Genomic DNA, 21,039 nt, shown 5'->3' with positions numbered 1-21,039 from the left:
GGCTATGTCCTACGTCCACCTCTTCAGTCCGAGCGCGATCGGCGGCGTCGACATCCGTAACCGAGTCGTGTTGCCCAGCATGACCACTCGGCTGGCCACCCCCTCCGGAGAGGTCACGCCGGAGCTCGTGAGCTACTACCAGGAGCGGGCCAGGGGTGGCTGCGGTCTCGTAATCGTCGAGATGGCCTCGCCGCAGCGTCGCGGTCGGCACCGAGGGCGCGAGCTGGGCATCGACTCGGACGAGTACATACCCGGGTTGCGCTCCCTCGTTGCAGCCATCCACGAGCAAGGGGCCCGGGCCGGCATCCAACTCGGTCACGGCGGAGCGCGGGCGCTCCCGACGGAACTCGGTGGGCGCCCCCTGGCCGCGACCGCGGGGCCGGTGCCGGTGTTCGAGACGGCCCGCTTCGTGAACTTTCCCGAGCTCTTCGACGAGGACTCGCTGGAGCAGCTCGTGGTCGATCACGTCGACGCGGCCAGGCGGGCTGAGGAGGCAGGTTTCGACGTGGTCGAGCTTCACGGTGCCCATGGGTACCTGCTGGCGCAGCTGATCAGCGCCGACGAGAATCGGGTGCTGTCGGACGCCGCGGCCCGGTACGACTTCCTCGCGTCATTGGTGCGCCGCATCGTCGACGCCGTCGGAATTCCCCTGAGCTATCGCCTCAGCGGTCAGGACTACTACTCGGCCGGACAAACCGTGGACGATTCGCTCGCGTTCCTTCCCTACCTGGAGGACGCCGGCGTCTCCGCCGTCTCGGTGACCGGCGGGCACTACAAGTCCGTCGATCCCGAGATCATGATTCCGCCGATGCCGTACGAGGACGGCGTATTCCTCGACGCGGCCCGGATGGTCAAGGCGCACACGCGCCTGCCCGTCATCGCGGTCGGGCGGGTGAACACCCCGGCCGTGGCCGAGGACGCGCTCGCACAGGGGTGGGCGGACTTCGTCGCCGTGGGGCGCGGCCAGATCGCCGATCCCCACTGGGCGCGCAAGACGCAGCAACAGCAGCAAGTGCGAGAGTGCTTGGCGTGCAATCACTGTGTGCGGACCATGCGCTCGGGTAAACAGCTGGCCTGCGCGGTGAACCCCACCGTGACGACCACCGACCGGCCTGCCGCTGGAACCGCTGCGCAGCGTCGACTCGTGTTCGGTGCCGGGCCTGCCGGCCTGACCTACGCAGTCGAATCGGCACGAGCGGGACACGAGGTGTATGTCATTGCACGGGACCGCGCCTGGAAGGCGGCGGCAGCGCCCACCTTCAACGGCTACCGGCCTGATCGACAGCGGATGCACCGCTACTTCGACGGACTGTGGAAGGAGGCCGTCGACGCCGGCGTTCACATCGCCCCGGAGGGGGAGCGGGAACCACCGCCCGAATGGCGTACCGACATCGACATCGTCGCCGACGCCAGGGGCGCCACCTATGTGGGCAACCTCGGTCCTCTCGTCCGCATCCTCATCCGAGTCCTGTCCCGCGTACCCCTGCCGAAGCGGCTGATGAAGAGCGACCGGCTCCACCACATATTGCTCTACGACCTGCGCAACCCCCGGAGCAAGGAGCCGATCCGCATTCCGGGAGCTCGCACCATCAAGATCGGCGACGCGGCACAGCCGGGCGAGCTGGCCGCCGCCGTGCACGACGCATACATCCACGCTTGGAAGGAAGACAATGATGACCAGTAACCCGATGCGGTGCATCGTCACCGGGGGCAGCCAAGGCATCGGCGAGGCCATCGTCGAGAAACTCCTGTCAGATGGAGCTGCTGTCGCCGTAATCGACCGGCAGGAACCCACTGCCCGGCTGAAGGGCCGGGTAGCTTTCGCCGAGTGCGACGTGAGCGATTCCGCTGCTATGGAGGCCGCAGCTGCGGCACTGACAGATGCATTGGGAGGGCCACCCGACACGGTGGTCGCAAATGCAGGCAGGTGTGTATCCGGTCGGTTGGCGAGCGACCCGGTCGACAACCTCGTCAACCACTTTCAGATCAACACCGTGGGGGTGCTCAACACGTTCCGTCCCCACATCTCCCCTATGCGCGCCGAAGGGGGCGGGTCGCTGATCGCGATCACCTCGAACTGTGCGCACAAGCCGCGGCTCGACCTCGGCGCCTACTGCGCCACCAAGGCCGCCACCAAAATGATGGTCGAATGCCTCGCACTCGAGCTCGCAGCTGACGGAATCCGCGTGAATGCTGTCGCTCCGGGGTCCTGTGACACCGAGATGCAGCGTCGTCAGTGGGAAGAACTCGGTGTCCCGAAGGATCGACAGGTCGTCGGCGACCTGACGTCCTATCGATCCGGCATCCCGGCGGGCAGGCTGGCGGCGCCACACGACATCGCACAGGCTGTCGGCTTCCTGGCCTCACCGGCTGCCGAGTTCATGCGTGGTGTGACGTTGGTCGTCGACGGCGCGCAGTCACTCTGATCCGACAAGACGACGACGCGCACCATCGACCGTCCTCGCCACCACAATCACGCCCACCGGCCGGACCGACCGCGAGCAACCCACGTCTCCACACGGGGGATTGCCCATCCGCTGCCGGGAACTCCGGCGCCCAGGGAACCACCGAGTGCACCCGGAAACGGGTCCTCCCTACATCCTCGGAGAGTTCGTCATGACCGACACCCAGGACCCCACGGCGAACTCCGTGGCCGCGTCGCAACGCGGGACGGCCTCCCCGCCATCCACCCGCAGGGCGATGCTCGGCCTCGGCCTCGGCAACACCCTCGAGTGGTACGACTGGATGGTCTTCGGTCTCCTCGCCGCGTTCATCGGGCCGCAGTTCTTTCCATCGCAGGACCCGGTGTCGTCCACCCTCGACGCGCTGGCCGTCTTCGCGGTCGGGTTCTGCGTCCGGCCGCTGGGCGGGGTCCTGCTCGGTAACGTCGCCGACCGCATCGGCCGTCGCCAGGTGATGCTCTGGTCGGTCGGCATCATGGCGGTCACCACCCTGAGCATCGCGCTGCTGCCGTCCTACGACTCGATCGGCGTCTGGGCCGGAATCCTGCTGCTGGCATGCCGGCTGCTACAGGGCCTGTCCACCGGTATCGAGGCGCCGCTGTCCACGGCGTACGCCGTGGAGCTGATGCCGGCCGGACACGAAGGCCGGGCGGCCGGCTACATCAGCTTCTTCCAGAACTTCGGCATCCTGCTCGCCTCATTGGTCAGCTTCGCGACCAGCTACGTCATCGGGGGCGACGCCATGTCGACGTGGGGCTGGCGGGTCCCGATGCTGGTCGGCGCCGCGATGAGCTTCTTCGTGCTCTACCTGCGGCGTGCTCTCCCCGAGACGCTGTCGGAGGAGGAGAAATCCGAACACACGTCGGGCACGTGGGAGGGCGTCCGACGGCACTGGCTCGGCCTGGCCGCGATCATCTTCGTCGTCGGCGCCGCGCAGGCCTACAACTACGCGTGGAACGTCGGCCTGCCCAGCCTGGCCCGCGGCGCCTACGGCGAGAACCCGACCACGATCTTCGCCGTCACCAGCGTGCTCGGCGTGATCATGCTGGTCGGGTCGATCGTCACCGGCCGGATCGCTGATCGGGTGCGCCTGTCCCGCGCATTCGTGGTCACCCGTCTCGCGGTCGTCCCCGTCATCTTCCTGATGCTGCTGTACGCCGGCCCTGGCTTGCGCACCTTCACCGTGGTCCTGCTGCTCGGCGGAGTACTGCTGGCGGCGAACATGACGCTCTACAACGTCGTGTCCACGTCGCTGATGCCCAAGTACTGCCGGGCGACCGGCACCGGGCTGGGCTACGGTGTCGCCGTCGCCGCCTTCGGTGGCACCGCGTCCTATCTGATCGTCTGGCTGCAGAGCCGTAACTTGTTGTGGGCCTTCCCCGTCTACACCGCTCTTCTGTCGGTCATCAGCGTTGTCCTGTACGTCGCGGCCCGTCGCCACAGCGGCACATTCGCCGGAGATTGAGCACCGACGCGATGAACACGAGGACCCTCGGCAATCCGGGCTACGAAGGAGCACAACGATGAGCGACAGCGTCGACCAACATGTACTCGCCAAGACACTGACCTGGCGCGATGGCATGGCCCTCGGGCTTGCCCTACCTACCGGGTTGTTCGTGACATTCGGATACCTTCTCGGCGTCGTCGGTGCCTGGGTTGCAATCGCGGTCTGGTTCTCCGGGGCTGTCATCAGCTATCTCCAGTGCCGGGTCTTCGCGGAGATGGCATCAATGTTTCCGCGCGACTCCGGGGGAGTAGCGCGCTATGCCATCGAGGGCTGGAAGAAGTACTTCGCCCCGCTCGGAGCCATCGCCGCGTTCGGCTACTGGATTGGTTGGTCTCTGACCATCTCCATGGCGGCGGTCGTGTTCGGAGAATTGATCGAGGCGACCTGGTTCCAGGACAACACTCTCGACTTCGGCATCTTCGGCAACCACCTCGGGCTCGAGCACCTCTTCGCTCTCGGTGCCATGCTGTTCGCCTGGGCCTTCAACTACTTCGGCTTGAAGTTCGGTGCCGCGGTCAACAAGGTGCTCGGACTGCTGGTTGTCGTGGGTTTGACCGTGGTGTCGGTGGCGTGCCTGGTGAGCCCGTCGATCGATTGGTCGACGGCCAACTTGTCCTGGTCGGTCGCCGGCGACTGGCGAACAGTCGCTGTCGTGTTCTACGTGACCGCGTGGGCAGTCTATGCAGGGGAGATCGTTGCTTCGTTCGCACCCGAGTACAAGGACACCGCCCGCGACACTTCCAAGGCCATGTCGCGCATTTCGTTGTTCATGATCGTGTTGTTCGTCGTCGTCCCGACTGCTCTTTCGGGTGGTCTCGGCGAGGAAACGATCCGCGACAACCCGGTGACCTATGTCGCCGTGGCGTTCGGCCAGGCCTTCGGCGGCGCCTCGTGGATCGGAACCATCGTGATCGCGTTCTCGCTTCTGGTGGGAATGATTTCCACGACTGCGGACGGGGGCCGCGCGCTGTTCGGGCTTGCGCAGGAAGGCATGACCATCAAGCAACTCGACTGGGTCAACCGGTGGGGTGTGCCTGGCCGGTCCCTGACCCTGGACGTGCTCCTCAACGCGACCGTCATGCTCTTGGTGGGCCACCCGGTGAGTATCTTGCTGGCGAGCAACCTCGGCTACCTGCTGTCGATCATCCTGGGTCTGTCGGCATTCATATTGCTGCGCAGGGACCGACCGAACTGGCCGCGGCCGATTCGGCGGAGCAATGGCTGGATTCCTGTCGTGGCAGTCCTGGTGGCGTTCAACGTCTTCATCACCGTGATCGGCGTCCTGAATCCCGAACTGCTGGGCTACGGCGGCGCCCGGGAGTCTGTGATCGCGGTGGCCATTCTGTTGTTCTCGGTCGTGCTGTATGCGTATCGGCGCGTGGTCCAGGACAAACTTCCCATGCTGTGGCGACTTCCCGCTCCGGCGATGCCTCAGGGCGCCGACGCGCTCGCCCTCGAGTTCGAAATGCGTGCGACCACGCGTCCCCCGACCGTCCACGACGTGCACGACGAGAACGATGCGGCCTGCGCCGGCCGACGCCGAATTCATCCAAGCGAGGAAAGGAAGTAACTGTGAACAACTCGGAAACCGGTGTGGACCGCCGCGTTATCGTCACCGGCGGTACCAAGGGGATCGGTTACGCCTGCGCAGAGTTATTTGCACGGCGGGGCTACCAGGTGCTGATCTGCTCGCGCAATACAGCCCAGGTCGAGGCGGTGGCCGCGGAGTTGAACCAGCACAACGGTCAAGTTGCCGGAATGGCAGCCGATCTGGCGGATCGGGACGTGGGTGACAGCATTGTCGGTCGGTGCATCGATCTCTTCGGTGGGGTCGATTATCTTGTCAATAATGCCGGCGTCTATGAGCCGATCGCCATGGTTGACATGACGGCCGAGGGATGGGACGCCAGTTTGCACAACAACTTGCGTGGAGCGGCACTCACCTCTGCCGCGGCGGCGCGTTCCATGCGGTCCACCGGCGGCGGATCGATCGTCAACATCGCCTCGGTCAACGGGCTGGCGGCCGAAGCCAACTTCGCGCCCTACAACGCCTCGAAAGCCGGACTGATATCTCTGACGCAGACCAGCGCCATCGAGTGGGCCGATGACAACATCAGGGTCAATTGTGTTGCGCCCGGCTGCATACGAACATCGATGGTTGATCCGTTGGTCTCCGACCTATCCGATGAGGTCATCGCACGCTACGTACCGATGCGCCGACTCGGTTTGCCGGAGGAGATCGCATCGGTGGTGGCCTTCCTCTTCTCCGACGACGCTAGCTACATCACGGGGCAAACCATCACCGTCGACGGCGGCACACTGACCCGCCAGCCGATGCTGTGAAGGATTGACCTGCCGGGGTGGCTGCCGCGGTCCGACGTTCTCATGCCCCCTCAATCGCGATAGGTTGCCGGGGGCGGGCCCGCGACGGGTTCGAGCGGGGCCGCTATCCACCGGTCGTAGATGCTCATCCACGTTCCGTCTGCACGTAGTCGGTCGAGGGTGCCGTTGACGAACCGCACCAGGTCCTCCTTGTACTTGTTGACACCGATGGCCCAGTGCTCTTCTGTCTCCAGCCGTGGCCCCACGATCTGAAAATTCGGGTCCTGGGAGGCGAGCCCGGCGAGGAGCGAGTCGGAGGTGCTGGTCGCGTCGGCCTGCCGTTTCTGCATGGTGACAAGGCAGTCGTCCCAGTCGGGGACCGCGATGATCGTGGCGTCCGGCGCGACCCGTTGGACGGTGCCGAGCGAGGTAGTGTCGAGAAAGGTGCAGACCCGTTTTCCGGCCAGGTCCGCCGGTCCGGCGATGTCGGAACCGCGAGGGACCAGAATACGTTGAAAGGCGCGGAAGTATTCGGTGGAGAAGCCGACGCGTTGGGCGCGTTCGCACGTGATCGAGAATCCATGTGCGACGACGTCGACGTCGTTGTTCTCGAGTGCGGAGAACCGGCCGGCGGTGGTGAGGAGCCGGAACTCGACTTTCGTCGGATCGCCGAAGATGTCGCGGGCGATCTCCTTCGCCACGTCGATGTCGAACCCCTGCAGGGTGCCCGTGGTCGGGTCTCGGAAGCTGAACAGATTGGTGTTCTGGTCGACGCCGACGATCAACCGGCCCCGCCCCGCGATCTCGGCAAGTGATCCACCGGTCGGCATCTGCCCGGGTGGGGGCTGCGGGCCCGGGCGCAGGCTCGCGAGCGCCCCACACGACTCGGGGAGCGGTGGCTTCGGCGGCGGACTGTCCGTGGGCGGGATGATCTGTGCGCCGTCCGTCATCGGTCGTGCGGTGTACGTGGCCGCGATGGTCGGGGTGAGAGGGTCGGGTGCGGCGCAACCGGCGAGGACGGCGACGGCGAGTACGCCGACGAGGTGCCGGGCACACGGTCTCGTCCCCGGTCTCGGAAGCCTCACCTGTGTCATCAGTGGTACTCGTTCAGTCGCGGCCAGATACCCCCGCCGACGGCGAATCCGCAGGACACGCCGATAACCATGCTACCGACGGCCAGCGACGACATCGATCGATAGACGTCCGTCACGGCGTTGGCCTCGTCGTCGCGGAGCCGGTCGATCGCGTCCCGGAGGGACTCGTCCAGGGCGGCGAACTGCGCCGACGACGTGCGGGCGCCGGATCCGGCGGCGATCGCCGCGGCGGTCGGGTAGTCACCGCGCTCGAGGGAGATCTCGATGTCCCGGTGCGCGGCCAGCCAGCCTTCACGGGCCGTCATGGCGTCGCGGAGGTGTTGCTCGGCGGCGCGACCATGCGAGCTGTCCAGCTGCCGGGTGAGTTCGTCGGACAACGCCTGGGAGTGCCGCGCGTAGTCGACTTCCGACTGGGTGTCGGACCCGCGTTGCAGAATGGCGAGGGTTTCGTCGGCGCGGGCCTGCTGTGCCAGGATGCGAGCGCGGGCAACAGTGTTGATGGGTTGCGTTCCTTCGGTTCTCGCGTGTTCGCTTGCCGACGTCGACACCAGGCTTCCGGCGATCAGCCAGAACAGGAGCCCGGCCATGAGGAGGGTGGCGACAGCGAGGCCGGGGTTGAACCGGCGCTTGCTCTTCCGGATGAGGTACAGCTGAGCGAGGACGAGGGCGACGAGGGCGGCCGCGGTCACCGTGAAGGCGGTCGCGGGCAGTTGGGCCGTGTGCGTCTGGGTCTCGGCGACCGCCTCGGCCTGGTGGACATAGAGTCGCTCCGCCAACGGGAGGATGGTGCCCTGCATGATCGCGGACGCATCGGCCAGATACGCCACCCCGACCGGGTTGCCGGCCCGATCGTTCGCTTGAGCCGTGGCGACGAGATTGAAGTACTCGGCGAGGTTGCGCACGACGTCCGACAGCAGCGCCAGTGATTCGGCGTCCTGCGACGACACTCCATTGGTCGCCGTGACCAGCGCGTTCGACGCATCGCCGATCGCCTGGGTGAACTGGTCCGGCCCGGTTGTCGACTCGATCGCGCCGCCACCGGAGACGAAGGACGTGGTCGCGGCGGCATCGGCGATCGACAGCGAGCTGTACAGGGCCTGGGCGGCGTTTGCCAGGGGTTCGGTGTGGGTGCGCAGTGTCTCGACCCGCTGTTGACGCGCGCCGACCGCCGCCGAGGTGATCGCGCCCGCGGCGATGACCGCGGCGATGAGTGCGATCCCGAGCACGGACAACCGACCGGGCGTGGACGTGAAGAATTCGACCCACGGGCGGCGGCGGGCCACGGGCTCGACGAGCAGGCCCTCGTCGAGCGTGGGGGCTTCGGTGACGGCGTGCTCGCCGCGGTGGAACATCCGGTCCTCCTGCACCGCCTCCGTGGCTCCGGGAAGAGCACCGATCCGGGCCACGTTGCTGAGTTCAGTGTGCACCGACGGTGCCGACCGGCGCACCGACTCGGGGAACGGACAGCGTACGAACAGACACAGCTCTGTGCATGGGTTCGGGTGAGCCGATCTGTCGTTTCCTTTGCCGCACGAAGCAATGGCTCCCTCGCTGGAGGCGACAGCGATATCCTGGGAACACGTCACCGAGAGGCTAGTCGTGCGGATTTCGTCGAACGTATCGCAGACCGGATGAATCGACCTGGACGATGCCCGATGTCGATCCGTACGAGACCCACCGCGATGTGACGCCCTCGGTCACCTCGGAGCTCGGTGCTGACGGATTCGACGACGCCCGGGAGATCGGGCGTGGCGGCTTCGGTGTCGTGTACCGGTGCGCGCAGACCTCGCTTGACCGGACCGTCGCCGTGAAGGTGCTCACCAACGAGCTGGCGGAGGACAATCGGGAGCGCTTCTTCCGTGAACAGCGTGCAATGGGCCGTCTCACCGGTCACCCCAACATCGTCACCGTGCTCCAGGTCGGGGTCACCGATGGCGGGCAACCATTCATCGTCATGCCGTACCACCCGCAGGGCTCCCTGGACGAACGGATTCGGCGGCACGGCCCATTGCCTGTGGACGAAGTGCTGCGGCTCGGAGTGAAGCTGGCCGGCGCGCTGCAGGCCGCCCACAACGAGGGCATCCTCCACCGCGACGTCAAGCCCGCGAACATTCTTCTGACCGATTATGGTGAGCCGGCGCTCTCGGACTTCGGTATCGCGCATATCTCCGGCGGGTTCGAGACTGCCACGGGCATCGTCACTGGTTCACCTGCGTTCGCTGCGCCCGAGGTTCTCGGCGGCGCCTCCCCGAGCCCCGCCTCCGACGTCTATGGGCTCGGAGCCACCGTGTTCTGCGCGGTCACCGGCCATGCCGCGTTCGAACGGCGTAGCGGCGAACAGCTGGTCGCCCAATTCGTCCGCATCACAACCGAACCCGTCCCCGACTTGCGGGATCACGGTGTTGCAGACGATCTGGCCGCTGTGATCGAGAGGGCAATGGCAGGGCGCCCTGAGGGCAGGCCACCCTCTGCCGCCGCCTTCGGGGAGGAGCTGCGCGATGTCCAGCGTCGACGGGGATTGATTGCCGACGACATGGCACTGAATTCGCCAGACGACGCAGACACGCAGGAACCACAGGCTCTCTCGCACAGCCGGAATCCGGCCAACTCGTCCCGTCGGACAAGGGGGAACCTGCCCTTGGAATTATCCAGTTTCGTCGGTCGCAGGCACGAGGTGACCGAAGCGAAGAGTCTGCTCGCGTCGTCGCGCCTGCTGACACTGGTCGGGATCGGCGGCGTCGGGAAAACACGTCTTGCACTCAGGGTCGCAACAAGCATCCAACGAGAATTCGCCGACGGTGCGTGGCTCGTGGAACTCGACGAGGTCCACACCCCGCCGCTCCTCGTCGAACTCGTGGCCACCACATTGGGCCTGCGAGATCACACCGACCGGTCGTTACGCGAGATTCTGCTGGACTTCCTGTCCACGCGAGACATCTTGCTGATACTGGACAACTGCGAGCAAGTGGTCGACGCCGTGGCCGACCTCGCCACCGCACTGCTGCAACAGAACCCGAACATGCGGATCCTCGCGACAAGCCGCGAACCCCTTGCAATAGCAGGGGAGGCAACGCTGCGCGTCCCCCCGCTCACCGTTCCCGACCCCGACCGCGAGCCGTCACTGCAGGGTCTGCCCCGCTACGACGCGGTGTCGCTGTTCACCGAACGCGCCACCACCGCGGTATCGACTTTCACGTTGACAGATGCCAACAAGTCCGCGGTGACTCGGATCTGTCACCGGCTGGACGGGTTGCCGCTGCCCATCGAACTGGCGGCGGCGCGGTTGCGCGCGATGTCCCCCGAACAAATCCTGCAGAGGCTCTCCGACCGCTACGCGCTGCTGACCCGCGGGAGCCGAGGCGCGCCGTCGCGGCAGCAGACGCTCCGGTTGTGCGTCGACTGGAGCTACGACCTGTGCACTCCGCTCGAACAACTGACGTGGGCACGACTGTCGGTATTCACCGGCGGCTTCGATCTGGATGCCGCCGAATACGTGTGCGGCGAAGACGTGCAGCCCGAGGCCCTGCTCGACTCGGTGGCATCCCTTGTCGACAAGTCGATCCTGATCCGCGAAGAGAACGCAGCCGCAGTCCGCTTCCGTCTGCTCGAGACCCTGCGAGCCTACGGCCGGGAGAAGGCACAGGAAGACGACGACTATCACGATCTGCGCCGGCGTCACCGAGATTGGTTTCGACGGCTGGCTCGGATCGCCGAGGCCGAGTTCATAGGTCCCCGGCAACTCGAATGGCTCTCGCGGCTCGGCGGGGAGCAGCCGAATTTGAGGGACGCGATGGACTTCTGCCTCGCCGAGGGCGATGCCGAAGCAGGTTTGCAGATCGCCACACCCTTGTTGCAGCTCTGGGGGTCACGCGGCCTGCTCAGCGAGGCACGGCGCTGGCTCGACCGATTCCTCTCACACCAGGGTCTACCCCCGACGATCGCCACCATCAGAGCGCTGTACGCCGACTGCCTCATGACCGAACAGCAGGGTGACCATCAGCGAGGTGCTGCTCTTGTCGAGCAGACGCGCATCCTTGCCGACCAGATCACCGATCCGATAGGTCATGCGATCGCGGACTATACGGACAGCCTCGTCGGGTTGTTCAGCGGTGATCTCGCGCGGGCGGTTTCGGGTTTGGAGCGGGCACTGTCAGTGTTCCGAGAGGCAGAGAACGACCTGGCGCTACAAATCGAGTCATTGACTTTGCTGGGGTTGGCGTATCAGCTGCGCGACGCCGAACCCCACCGGGCGGTCGAATGCTACGAGGAAGTTCTCACGATTACCGAAGCTCGGGGCGAATCCGTTTACCGGTCGTACGCGTTGTGGGCGATGGCTGTTGCGCAGTGGCGGCTGGGCGCGCAGAGTCGCGCACTCGACTTGCTCGGGCAGGGATTGCGGCTTGCTCGACGCGTCGAGGACCCGGTCGGGTGCGCAAATTGCTTTGAAGCCTTCGCCTGGATCGCCGGAACCAGTGACCCGAAACGTGCCGGCACGTTGATGGGAGCCGCGGAAGCGCGCGGCCTCGTTGCCGGAATTCCATCCGTGTCCGTTCCCAACCTGCTCGTGTATCACGAAGAATGCGAACAGGCCGCTCGCCGGTTGCTCACCAACCGCGTCTTCGAGGAGTGCTGGCAGCACGGCAAGGCGTTGGATCTCGACTCCGCTGTCTCCTACGCACTCGGCGAGCACACCCCGAAGACGAATTCTCCTGCCTCCGCTCTCCTGACGAAACGCGAACGGCAGGTTGCGGAACTGATCGCCGAGGGCCTGACCAACAGGGCCATTGCCACTCGCCTCGTGATCTCACCGCGCACCGCTCAAGGGCATGTCGAGCACATACTCACCAAACTCGGATTCACGTCGCGAGCGCAGGTCGCTGCGTGGGTTGTGGAGCATCGGCAGTCGTCAAAGTCACCTCTCACAGGACGCTGAGGGATGCGCGAGCACCGCTGGCAACATTCCGGTGGTCAGGACGGCTGAGTCAGGGTCGAACCGGGTACACGCACAGCATGAAGAACTGGACGTGCCGCGCCGCGCTGTCGCTGTTGGTGGCCGGGCTCGTCGCCTCCGCGTCCGGATTGACGGCCCACTCGGCACCGACGCCCGACAGGATCGACGAGGTGCCCGGGCGGACGGCGCTGTCGTTCGTGCACACCCCGAGCGGAACCCGCGTCGGGACGGCGAATCAGGGGGAAGCCCGGCCGGGATTGTCGATCGTGAAACTGTATGTAGCCGACTACATGCTCCGGCACGGCGACGGCTCACCCGAGGACCTCACACTCGGACAGCGGATGATCCGTGACAGCGACGACACCGCCGCCTCGCAGGTGTACGCCAAGTACCCGCAGTCGATCGATGTGATCGCCGCCGAGTATCGGCTCACCAGTACCCGTGGCTCCGGATTCTGGGGCGATGCGGTTACCAGCACCGCGGACACCGTGACTTTCCTCGAGGCGAAGAAGACCACCGATCCGGACAGCCGCATCCTGGAGTGGATGGCTACCGCGGCACCCGTCGCCGCCGATGGGACTTATCAGAACTGGGGCACCGGGCGCCTGCCGTCGGTGACCGGAACCAAATGGGGGTGGTCGGACTACGGGCCCAGCATTGTCGCTTCCGCGTCCTTCGGGCCTGATTTCTCGGTATCGGCCAACACGTACGGCACCGCCGAACAGCACACCAGCGACGTGCTCGGTGCCTTCGCGCAGGACCCGGCGCCACCACCGCAGGTGGCGCCGGATCCCATCCAGGATCTGATCGACCGTTACCTGCCCCCGGCGATAGCACCACGATGATCGACAACTCGACGCACCCGAGGGAACAGCCCTGACCCGGTTGGTGGGGTGACGGCCTGGGTAATCGGGTCTCATGTTGCCCCCGACGGACGAAACACCGAACACCGGACCGCACCTCCCGACAGGACACCCGCCGGGCGGTGAGGTGCCGTCTTCCGACCCGCATGCCCACGACGCGGGTTCCGGGGTGCCGCCGGACGTGGCGAGGGGCAAGGGGATCAAGCACACCCGCACCGGGGCGACGTGGACAGGTCTGGTCATCGGCATTGTCGTCCTGGTCCTGCTTCTCGTATTCATCCTGCAGAACCTCGACAGCGTCGTCCTGGAATTGTTCGTCTGGGAGTTCACCGTCCCGCTCGGCGTCACACTGCTGTTCGCTGCCATCGCGGGTGCGGTGATCATGGCCCTCGTCGGCGGTGTCCGGATCCTCCAGATCCGGCGGGCAGCGAACCGGCAACGGAAACTGACCACCTGACCCTATGCTTGTTTCCGTGTTCGCTCGATCGAAGCGTTGACCTCAGGTCCTCGGCCACGAGATTCGAGTAGTCGACTACTCAGTTCAACTGTCGAATCTCCTCGTACGGTCGGTCCTGTATCGCATTCGTGATTCGACGAAAGGACACCGAAATGGCTTGGTCGACAACCCCTCAGGGGCTTTTTCTCGCCGCTGGGCAGGCGAATCAATTCTCCTTCTCGTTCGGGGACATTTGGAAAGGGCCGCAGCTGGCGACCGCGAGACTCGACGCCAGCCAGGGTGGTGGTGGCACGAAGATCCTGATGACGCAGTGGCAGGGCACCGCCAACGCGCCGGTGTTCGGCGGCCCCAGCAAGCAGTACTACGTGCTCGGCATCCACAACAGCTCCACTTCGGGCGTGTGGTTCCATCTGGAAGGAGGCGTGCTCGCATGACGACACAGGAATCACCGAGGATTTCCCGGATGCAGGTCCTGGCGGACGAACACGGCAGCATTCTCGCTGCTGTCCTGCGAACTACGGATGTGGCGTCGGGCCCGGCATCGGGTGAGGACGTTCCGCCTCAGGTTTCGCTGGTTCCTTCGGAAGGTCAAGCATTGCATGAACTTTCTGTTCCCGGGGACGAGATGTTCGAGTCGCTGGATCAGTGGGTGGTGCGGGTCGACGCCGGCGAACCGGCATTGGTGCGACGCGCGGGCGCGTAGCCGCTGATCGAGGGGGAGCGCTGGTCCGGCGATCAGCGGTCCCCTCCGCGCGTGGCGGTGTGAGGGGTGGAAAACCATCAAAATCACCTCGAGAGTCACTTTGTCAGCACAAATGGTTGACTTCGCTCGCGGCGCGCAGCACTGTCGTAGAGACACACGTCGCACCGATCAGTCCCGGAGTCGATCTTGACCAACGTCAACCCCACCGAAATCGCTGTAGCAGTCGCCGGATTCGGCTGGATGGGCCGAGTCCACACCAACGCGTATCTGCGTCAGCGCCACCACTTCCCGGAAGCGCCGTCCATCCGTCTGGGCGCCGTCGCCGACGAGGTACCCGGCCGCGCCGAGGAGGCTGCCGCCCAGTTCGGGTTCAGGGCAGCGCTGACCGACTGGCGCGACATCGCCGCCGACGCGAACATCGACGCGGTGAGCATCACCGCACCCAACTTCCTGCACCGGGAGATCGGTGTCGCGATGGCCGAGGCGGGAAAGCACATCTGGATCGAGAAGCCAGTCGGCCTGTCGTCCGACGACGCCAAGGCAGTCGCTGCTGCCGTCGAAAAGGCGGGCGTCCAGTCGACCGTCGGATTCAACTACCGAAACGCGCCCGCCGTTGCGATGGCGCACGATCTGATCGCGTCGGGCGAACTGGGCACCATCACGCACTCGCGGTTCCGCTTCCTCAGCGACTACGCCGCGCATCCGGATGGCGCGCTGAGCTGGCGTTACGAGAACGCACGCGGTGGGTCGGGCGTTCTGGGAGACCTTGCCTCGCACGGTGTCGACCTGGTCCGGCACCTGCTCGGCGACATCGACGCAGTCGTTGCCGACACTGCGATCTTCATCCCCCAGCGCGCCATCCCGACGGGTGCCACCAGCGGGCATGCGCGCGCGACGGGCGGAAAGTTGGGGCCGGTGGAGAACGACGACTTCGTGAGCGCGCTGGTTCGCCTGTCATCGGGCGGACGCGTGACGCTGGACGCCAGTCGCGTGGCCGTCGGCGAGCAGAACAACTACGGGTTCGAGATCCACGGCACCAAGGGTGCGGTGTACTGGGACTTCCGCCGGATGAACGAACTCGGAACGAGCCTCGGGAGCAAGTACCAGGACCAGTCGATCACCACGGTGTGGGTGGGGCCCGACGCCGGAGCGTACGCCCGCTTCCAGCCGGGCTCCGCGTCCTCGATGAGCTACGACGACCTCAAGGTCATCGAGGGGAACAACTTCATCGCCTCGATCGTCGACGGAAAGCCCCGGGGCGCAACGATCGCCGACGCCGTGGCCGCGGCCGAAACTCTCGACGCCATCACGGCATCGGTCGCATCTCGTGCGTGGGTCGACGTGCGCTGATCCGATCCGCACAGTCTGGTCCCGGGGTTACGCTTTATCGGTTATCGGGTCTATTCCCGTAGGCGCCTTTCTCCGCGGAGGTTGGTATGAATACCAAACCGTTCGGCTCAGGCTTGGCAATTCTCGCGTTGGCAATTTCGGCAGTCGCCTGTTCGTCGGGCAGTTCCGCTGACACCGAAGACAATTGCGTTCGCGCGACAGACAGTGAACTGGATGCGCTCTTCACGAGTTGGAATGATGCACTGGAAACCGGCGACGCGAGCAGGGTCGCCGCGCTGTACCGGCCGGACGCGGTGCTTCTACCGACTCTGTCGGTACCTGTCGCCGACACCCCGCAGGAGATTACGGAGTATTTCGTCAACCTGATCAAGGCCGATCCCACAGCCCGGATGGAAGAAAGTGTCAAATATTCGGATTGCAACCTCGCATACAACGTGGGCCGCTGGGTCATCAATGCCAATGGTCAAGATGTGGCGGCCAGGGTGACGTGGGTCTATCGGTACGAAGATGGAAAGTGGATGATTGCCAACCATCATTCGTCGGTGAACCCCAGCTGAGGCAATGCGGTGGTGGCCGGCCCGCGGGGTCGGCCACCACCGCATTGCTCTAGGACGACTGTGCGCGCTTGCCCGCGACGTACACCTCGGCGATGGACGTCTCGCGGATCCCCATCAGCAGTGCGAACAGGATCTGATCGCGGGCAAGTTCCGGATCGGCGGAGCGAAAGGCGTTGCGCAGCAATCCGTCGAGTGCCGGTGTGCCGGACGGGTCGACGACGACGAAGTCGGCTTCCTTCCCGACGTCGAAATTGCCGAACCGGTTCTCCATGTCCAGGGCCCGGGCACCGCCGAGGGTGCCTACGAACAGCATCTCGGCCGGATGCATCGACACCCCGTCGTCACCGGCCTCGGTGATGTGCACCTTGAACGCGTCGCCGAGCACGCGTGGAATCAGCCATTCGTCACCGCCGCCGAAATCCGTTCCCACCGAGATGTTCACGCCCGACGCGACGGTGCGCTTCCACGGCATCGTTCCGGATCCCAGGAACAGCTGCGAGATCGGGCAGTGCGAGACGGACGTGCCGGTCTCGGCCATCCGTTCGAGCTCGACATCCTGACAGTGCACGCAGTGCGCGAGGATGGTGCGTCGGCCCAGCAGGCTCTTCCCGCCCACTTCCGAACCGGGCAGGAACTTCCCGTCGTACGTGTCCAGGTACGAATTCACCTGATAGGTCTCCTTGGTCGAGTCGACCTCGCCGGTGCCGGGGCGATTGTTCTCGTTGAGGTGGGAGTGCACGTACACACCGCGGTCCCGCACCTCTTCGTAGAGTTCTCCGAGGTTCTTCAGGGTCTCGGGTGTCACCGACAACGAGAACCGCGGGATGATCGCCACGTGCAGCAACGCGGTGGCGACATCGCCGGTGTCGGCGCCGTGCCATTTCTCGATCTCCTCGCGAGTGAGCCGGATCGCGTCCTCTTCGGACGTCATCAGCGGCTGAGCGGTTTCGCCGCCGACGGTCTGAATTCCGCGGCCGCTGACGATGCGCAGACCGGCCTTCTGCGTCTCGGTGAACAACGCGTCCTGCGCATGTGGGAACGCCGACCCGAACACCATGGCGGCCGTGGTGCCCGCCGAGATGCGCCGGTTGGTGAACTCGACGGCCGCCTGCTGCGCGAACTCCGGGTCGGCGAACTTCGTCTCCGACGGGAACATGCAGAGGGTCAGCCACTCCAGCAGCTGGCCGCCGCCGTAGGAGTCGCCGGCGTAGGTCTGCGGGAAGTGGATGTGGGTGTCGACGAACCCCGGCAACAGAAACCCGGGCCGGTGGTCGTGCACGGTGCCGGACTCGTACTCCGAAGGGATCTCGGCTCGGTCACCGCAGAACACGATTCGCCCGCTGTCGTCCAGCACCAGGGCGCCGTCGGGAATCGATACCAGGGCGGCCGCGGCTTCGGTCACTTTCGGCGCGCCGGCGATGTGGAAGATGTGCCCGAGATGAGTGTGCGTGGCCATGCGATGAACTCCCGTCGAGTGGTAACGGATCATGCCTTCTGCAGTGAACTTCGGCGGCTGGACGTCGCCCAGCCGAGTAGCACCTGTGCGGCCGTGCCGCACCCACGATGAGATAACAGCCCGTACTAACAATGCCACCGATCAGACCCGGATCGCGGCCGAACAGGCCAAGCGCCCGCGGCAGTCACTGCCGACCGGGTGCTACTGCAAGCGTGTGCGGTCGTCGACGAATCGGCGGATGACCTTGTCCCACCCCAATGCCTCGAGGAGTTCCGCGGCGGCGGCACGCGAGGTGAGCGGCCGGAGCACGTCGATGTCGAGGTCGCCGCTGGTGTCCAGGACGTCGTCGAGGCGCAGGCAATCGACGTACCCGTAGTCCGTCCAGGGTTCGACGTGGCCATCCCAGTCGGCGGTGTCGGCGTACGGCCCACCGAGACGCAGCTTTCCGCTGCGGTGGATCATCACGTACCGGGGAACCACCTGCATCGTCTCGTCGGCAGTCGCCAGAGTCACCTCGGGGTCGGCGGCGGGATCTGCGCCGGCGATCCGGCGGTCGTAGGAAGCCGTCTTGACCGTTGCGACCTCGACCAGCGCCCGCACGTAGACCCATCGCGCTCGTTCGACCGAGCCCGCCCACGCCGATTCCTCGTCCGCGCAGGAGAACACGTTCTCGGCCGGGGTTCGGATCAGCAGCCTCGTCCCCACCCGCTCGTGATCGACAACCAGGTCTCCGTCGACGACGAGTTCGTCGTCGTACTCGCGGACCCCGGTGATCGTCGCCACCGCGAGCACCTCGTCGTCCGGCGCGGTCACGAACAGTTCACGCTCGGAGCGGACGCTGCGGGCATCACCGGGAAACGGGCCACGACCTCTGGCGAACGCGTCGTGCTGGGTCAATTCGGCCCGAAACCCCGCTTCGGTCATCCCCAACGGATGATCGCGCACCTCTCGCAGGTTACCGAGCCGAACTCTGGACGCCACAGGTCGATCCTCCCCGTCAAATCTCCGGCGCATCGCCGGGTGACCCTTTGATCATAGCGGTTGACCTGCAGTGATGCCTCATCGGCGTAACCACCGCTTCCCCAGTAGGGTCGCAGTATCTGTACGACCGACCGAGGGGGACCGGTGACGGGTTCTGCGTCCGAAAAAATCATCTCGCCTGCATCACGCGCGTTCTGGGACCGCAGTTTCGCGGGTCGGCGCGCCCTGTTCGAAGAGCTTCGTCAGCGGTCGCCGATCGAGTTCCACACGGAAACGGCCGGTCCGGGCTTCTGGTCGGTCGTCGGATACGACGACGTGGTGTCGGTGAGCCGGAACCCGGAGGTCTTCTCCTCGGCCAAGGGCTTCACCATCGACGACGTCCCGGTCGAGATCCTCGAGTTCGCCATGTCGATGATCGCCATGGACGATCCCCGTCACCGGCGTCTGCGGGGCATCGTGCAATCGGCGTTCACCGCAGCCTCGGTGCGGGGCATCGCCGAGCGGGTGCGCGGCTACGCTGCGCAGATCGCCGCGGACCTTCCCCGAGATGCCCAGTTCGACTTCGTCCCTGACGTCGCGACCCGGTTGCCGGTGCAGGTGATCTGCGAGTTGATCGGGATCCCGGAGAGCGACCGGCCGATGATCCTGGCCGCGGCGGCCGACGTCATTGCCGGAGGCGGTGATCAGGAGTTCGTCACCGCACCCGGCGGCGCGGCCGGCCTGGGCCAGATCTACGGATACGCCCTCGAACTGGGCGAGAGACGCAAGGCGGATCCCGGCGAGGATCTGACGTCCCGGCTGGTGTCGACGATGGTCGACGGCGAGACCCTCACACCGACCGAGTTCGGTTCGTTTGTCATCCTGCTGATCACGGCGGGTTTCGAGACCACCCGGCAAGCGTTGGCCTGGGCGCTGCATCTGCTCAGCGAGCACCCCGACCAGAAAGAATTGCTGCTCGCCGATTTTGCCGGCCACATCGACAACACGATCGACGAGGTGATCCGCTTCGCCTCCCCGGTGCCCTACATGCGGCGGACCGCGACCGTCGACACCGAGCTCGGCGGCGCCCACATCGCAGCGGGCGACAAGGTCGTCATCTGGTACCTGTCCGCGAACCACGACGAACGCATCTTCGACGGTCCGGGCCGGTTCGACATCACCCGGTCGAACGCAGGCAAGCATCTCGGTTTCGGCGCGAAAGACATCCACCACTGCCTGGGCATGAACCTCGCTCGGCTGGAGCTGCGCGTCATGCTCGAAGAACTTTTCGCAGCCCACCCCACACTCCACGCGGTGGGCGAGCCGGCACTGCTGCTCTCCGCGTTCATCAATGGCGTCGTCGCGCTGCCGGCCCAGACATGTGACTGACGGTGAGGTTCACGCAGGCCGGCGCCCGGAAATCATGACGAGCGGCATTTCGGTGATGCGGGATACGTGCTCGTCGACGAGATCGAGTCGGCTCGCGAGGTCACGCGCCTCGTCGAGACTGATGGAGCGACCGGCGATCCAGGTGTGGAAGATCGCGAGGTTGATGCTGCCGAGAAGCCGCGGCGCCTTGTAGTTCTCGACGAACTTTTCGGCGTCCTCGAAACTCGTGCTGCGGTCCGCATCGGTGATCAGCAGCGGGCCACCCGGTTTGAGGACGCGCACGCACTCGGCGAGCCCGGCCTCGCGCGACGACCAGTGCTTGATGGAGCCGTAGCTGATCACGCCGTCGAAGGACTGGTCGGCGAAATCGAGTCGCGTGGCGTCGCCGACGTCGAACCGGACCCGGTCGCCGTAGTGACGCATGCGTTTGGTGGCGCGCTTGATCTGGGCCTCCGACAGATCGAGACCGAGAATGTGCACGTCCGGGCGCTGGTCGGCGATGTAGTTCGTGAACAGCGCCCCGCCCGATCCGACGTCGAGAATGCGGGCGTTCGGTGGGAGATGCGGCAGAAAGTACTCGTCGATGACGTGGCGTGAGCGGTAGACGGCCGGTGCCACGATGGTCTCGTACATCCAGGCGTGCGCCGGCGTGTAGATCGCGGTGATGGGGTCGAACGGTGCCATCGGCATGGTCGCGCTCCTCGTTGCTCTCGCGGTTCCCGCGGCGCTCGAGCCCGTGCGGGTCGACGTGCTGCGCCGTTGTCGGTTCGAGATTAACGGGTGCGGGGTCGGTTTTGCAGGATCACTGCGTGCATGAGAGGGCTGTGAACAGGGGTGATGAGGTGTCGGTCCCGGTGCAGTCGATCTCCCGCGAGCGCGAAGCCGGAAGACCGCCACCAATGCCGACCTATCCAATCATAGACACGACGTCCATTTATGGATACTGTCGCCAGCATTGGCTCCTGTGA

Annotated in this window: 18 protein-coding genes; 13 read left to right on the top strand and 5 right to left on the bottom strand. The window is 65.5% G+C overall.

The features are described 5' to 3' along the window. The first annotated feature begins 4 nt into the window (after positions 1–4). The 5 genes from OYT95_RS18375 to OYT95_RS18355 all read left to right on the top strand — a co-directional run bounded on the left by OYT95_RS18375 (position 5) and on the right by OYT95_RS18355 (position 6,312). On the top strand, positions 5–1,684 hold the full coding sequence (locus OYT95_RS18375; RefSeq protein WP_268792150.1) for an oxidoreductase: 1,680 nt from the start codon (positions 5–7) through the stop codon (positions 1,682–1,684). Continuing rightward, positions 1,671–2,426: an SDR family oxidoreductase gene (locus OYT95_RS18370; RefSeq protein ID WP_037238172.1), complete on the top strand. Its 756-nt coding sequence runs from the start codon at positions 1,671–1,673 to the stop codon at positions 2,424–2,426. Before OYT95_RS18375 ends, OYT95_RS18370 begins: the two co-directional genes overlap by 14 nt. 190 nt (positions 2,427–2,616) lie before the next feature. After that, positions 2,617–3,927, top strand: coding sequence for an MFS transporter (locus OYT95_RS18365; RefSeq protein WP_268792149.1), 1,311 nt, complete (start codon positions 2,617–2,619; stop codon positions 3,925–3,927). 58 nt (positions 3,928–3,985) lie between these two features. Continuing rightward, entirely contained in the window at positions 3,986–5,539 is a 1,554-nt protein-coding gene (locus OYT95_RS18360) for an APC family permease (protein ID WP_235214568.1), read from the top strand. 2 nt (positions 5,540–5,541) lie between these two features. Beyond that, positions 5,542–6,312, top strand: coding sequence for an SDR family NAD(P)-dependent oxidoreductase (locus tag OYT95_RS18355; RefSeq protein WP_037238173.1), 771 nt, complete (start codon positions 5,542–5,544; stop codon positions 6,310–6,312). A gap of 50 nt (positions 6,313–6,362) precedes the next feature. On the opposite strand, the gene OYT95_RS18350 is transcribed toward OYT95_RS18355, so the two are convergent. After that, positions 6,363–7,385: a glutamate ABC transporter substrate-binding protein gene (locus OYT95_RS18350; RefSeq protein ID WP_268792148.1), complete on the bottom strand. Its 1,023-nt coding sequence runs from the start codon at positions 7,383–7,385 to the stop codon at positions 6,363–6,365. Next, entirely contained in the window at positions 7,385–8,833 is a 1,449-nt protein-coding gene (locus tag OYT95_RS18345; RefSeq protein ID WP_268792147.1) for a hypothetical protein, read from the bottom strand. The genes OYT95_RS18350 and OYT95_RS18345 overlap by 1 nt, the downstream gene beginning before the upstream one ends. Before the next feature lie 200 nt (positions 8,834–9,033). On the opposite strand from OYT95_RS18345, the gene OYT95_RS18340 reads away from it, so the two are divergent. From OYT95_RS18340 to OYT95_RS18310, 7 genes are all read left to right on the top strand, one after another. Next, a complete protein-coding gene (locus tag OYT95_RS18340; RefSeq protein WP_268792146.1) occupies positions 9,034–12,318 on the top strand; it encodes a protein kinase domain-containing protein in 3,285 nt (1,094 codons plus the stop codon). Positions 12,319–12,395: 77 nt separating this feature from the next. Beyond that, positions 12,396–13,181 (top strand): hypothetical protein, encoded by a 786-nt coding sequence (locus OYT95_RS18335; RefSeq protein ID WP_268792145.1) that lies wholly within the window; start codon positions 12,396–12,398, stop codon positions 13,179–13,181. A 73-nt stretch (positions 13,182–13,254) separates the two neighbouring features. After that, the gene (locus OYT95_RS18330; protein ID WP_037238182.1) at positions 13,255–13,656 is read left to right on the top strand and encodes a LapA family protein; all 402 of its coding nucleotides are present in this window, start codon (positions 13,255–13,257) and stop codon (positions 13,654–13,656) included. Positions 13,657–13,808: 152 nt separating this feature from the next. Further along, positions 13,809–14,090 carry a hypothetical protein gene (locus OYT95_RS18325; protein ID WP_009476898.1) on the top strand — a complete coding sequence of 94 codons (282 nt, stop codon included), beginning with the start codon at positions 13,809–13,811 and terminating at the stop codon, positions 14,088–14,090. Beyond that, entirely contained in the window at positions 14,087–14,359 is a 273-nt protein-coding gene (locus tag OYT95_RS18320; protein WP_268792144.1) for a hypothetical protein, read from the top strand. The genes OYT95_RS18325 and OYT95_RS18320 overlap by 4 nt, the downstream gene beginning before the upstream one ends. Before the next feature lie 186 nt (positions 14,360–14,545). Continuing rightward, a complete protein-coding gene (locus tag OYT95_RS18315) occupies positions 14,546–15,709 on the top strand; it encodes a Gfo/Idh/MocA family protein (protein ID WP_037238186.1) in 1,164 nt (387 codons plus the stop codon). Between the two features lie 86 nt (positions 15,710–15,795). Beyond that, positions 15,796–16,266 carry an SgcJ/EcaC family oxidoreductase gene (locus OYT95_RS18310; protein ID WP_268792143.1) on the top strand — a complete coding sequence of 157 codons (471 nt, stop codon included), beginning with the start codon at positions 15,796–15,798 and terminating at the stop codon, positions 16,264–16,266. A 49-nt stretch (positions 16,267–16,315) separates the two neighbouring features. Here the strand turns inward: OYT95_RS18310 and OYT95_RS18305 are convergent, their stop codons facing one another. Both OYT95_RS18305 and OYT95_RS18300 read right to left on the bottom strand, forming a co-directional pair. Further along, a complete protein-coding gene (locus tag OYT95_RS18305; RefSeq protein ID WP_268792142.1) occupies positions 16,316–17,722 on the bottom strand; it encodes a guanine deaminase in 1,407 nt (468 codons plus the stop codon). Between the two features lie 201 nt (positions 17,723–17,923). Continuing rightward, a complete protein-coding gene (locus OYT95_RS18300; RefSeq protein WP_268792141.1) occupies positions 17,924–18,703 on the bottom strand; it encodes a hypothetical protein in 780 nt (259 codons plus the stop codon). Between the two features lie 144 nt (positions 18,704–18,847). Here OYT95_RS18300 and OYT95_RS18295 point away from each other — a divergent pair, with 144 nt between their 5' ends. Beyond that, positions 18,848–20,071, top strand: coding sequence for a cytochrome P450 (locus OYT95_RS18295; protein WP_268792140.1), 1,224 nt, complete (start codon positions 18,848–18,850; stop codon positions 20,069–20,071). A gap of 9 nt (positions 20,072–20,080) precedes the next feature. Here the strand turns inward: OYT95_RS18295 and OYT95_RS18290 are convergent, their stop codons facing one another. Beyond that, positions 20,081–20,761, bottom strand: coding sequence for a class I SAM-dependent methyltransferase (locus OYT95_RS18290; protein WP_268792139.1), 681 nt, complete (start codon positions 20,759–20,761; stop codon positions 20,081–20,083). Between the last annotated feature and the right edge of the window lie 278 nt (positions 20,762–21,039).

Source organism: Rhodococcus sp. JS3073 (assembly GCF_026810085.1).
In the GTDB taxonomy this organism is placed as follows: domain Bacteria; phylum Actinomycetota; class Actinomycetes; order Mycobacteriales; family Mycobacteriaceae; genus Rhodococcus_F; species Rhodococcus_F wratislaviensis.
This window is presented reverse-complemented; position numbering and strand designations above follow the sequence as displayed.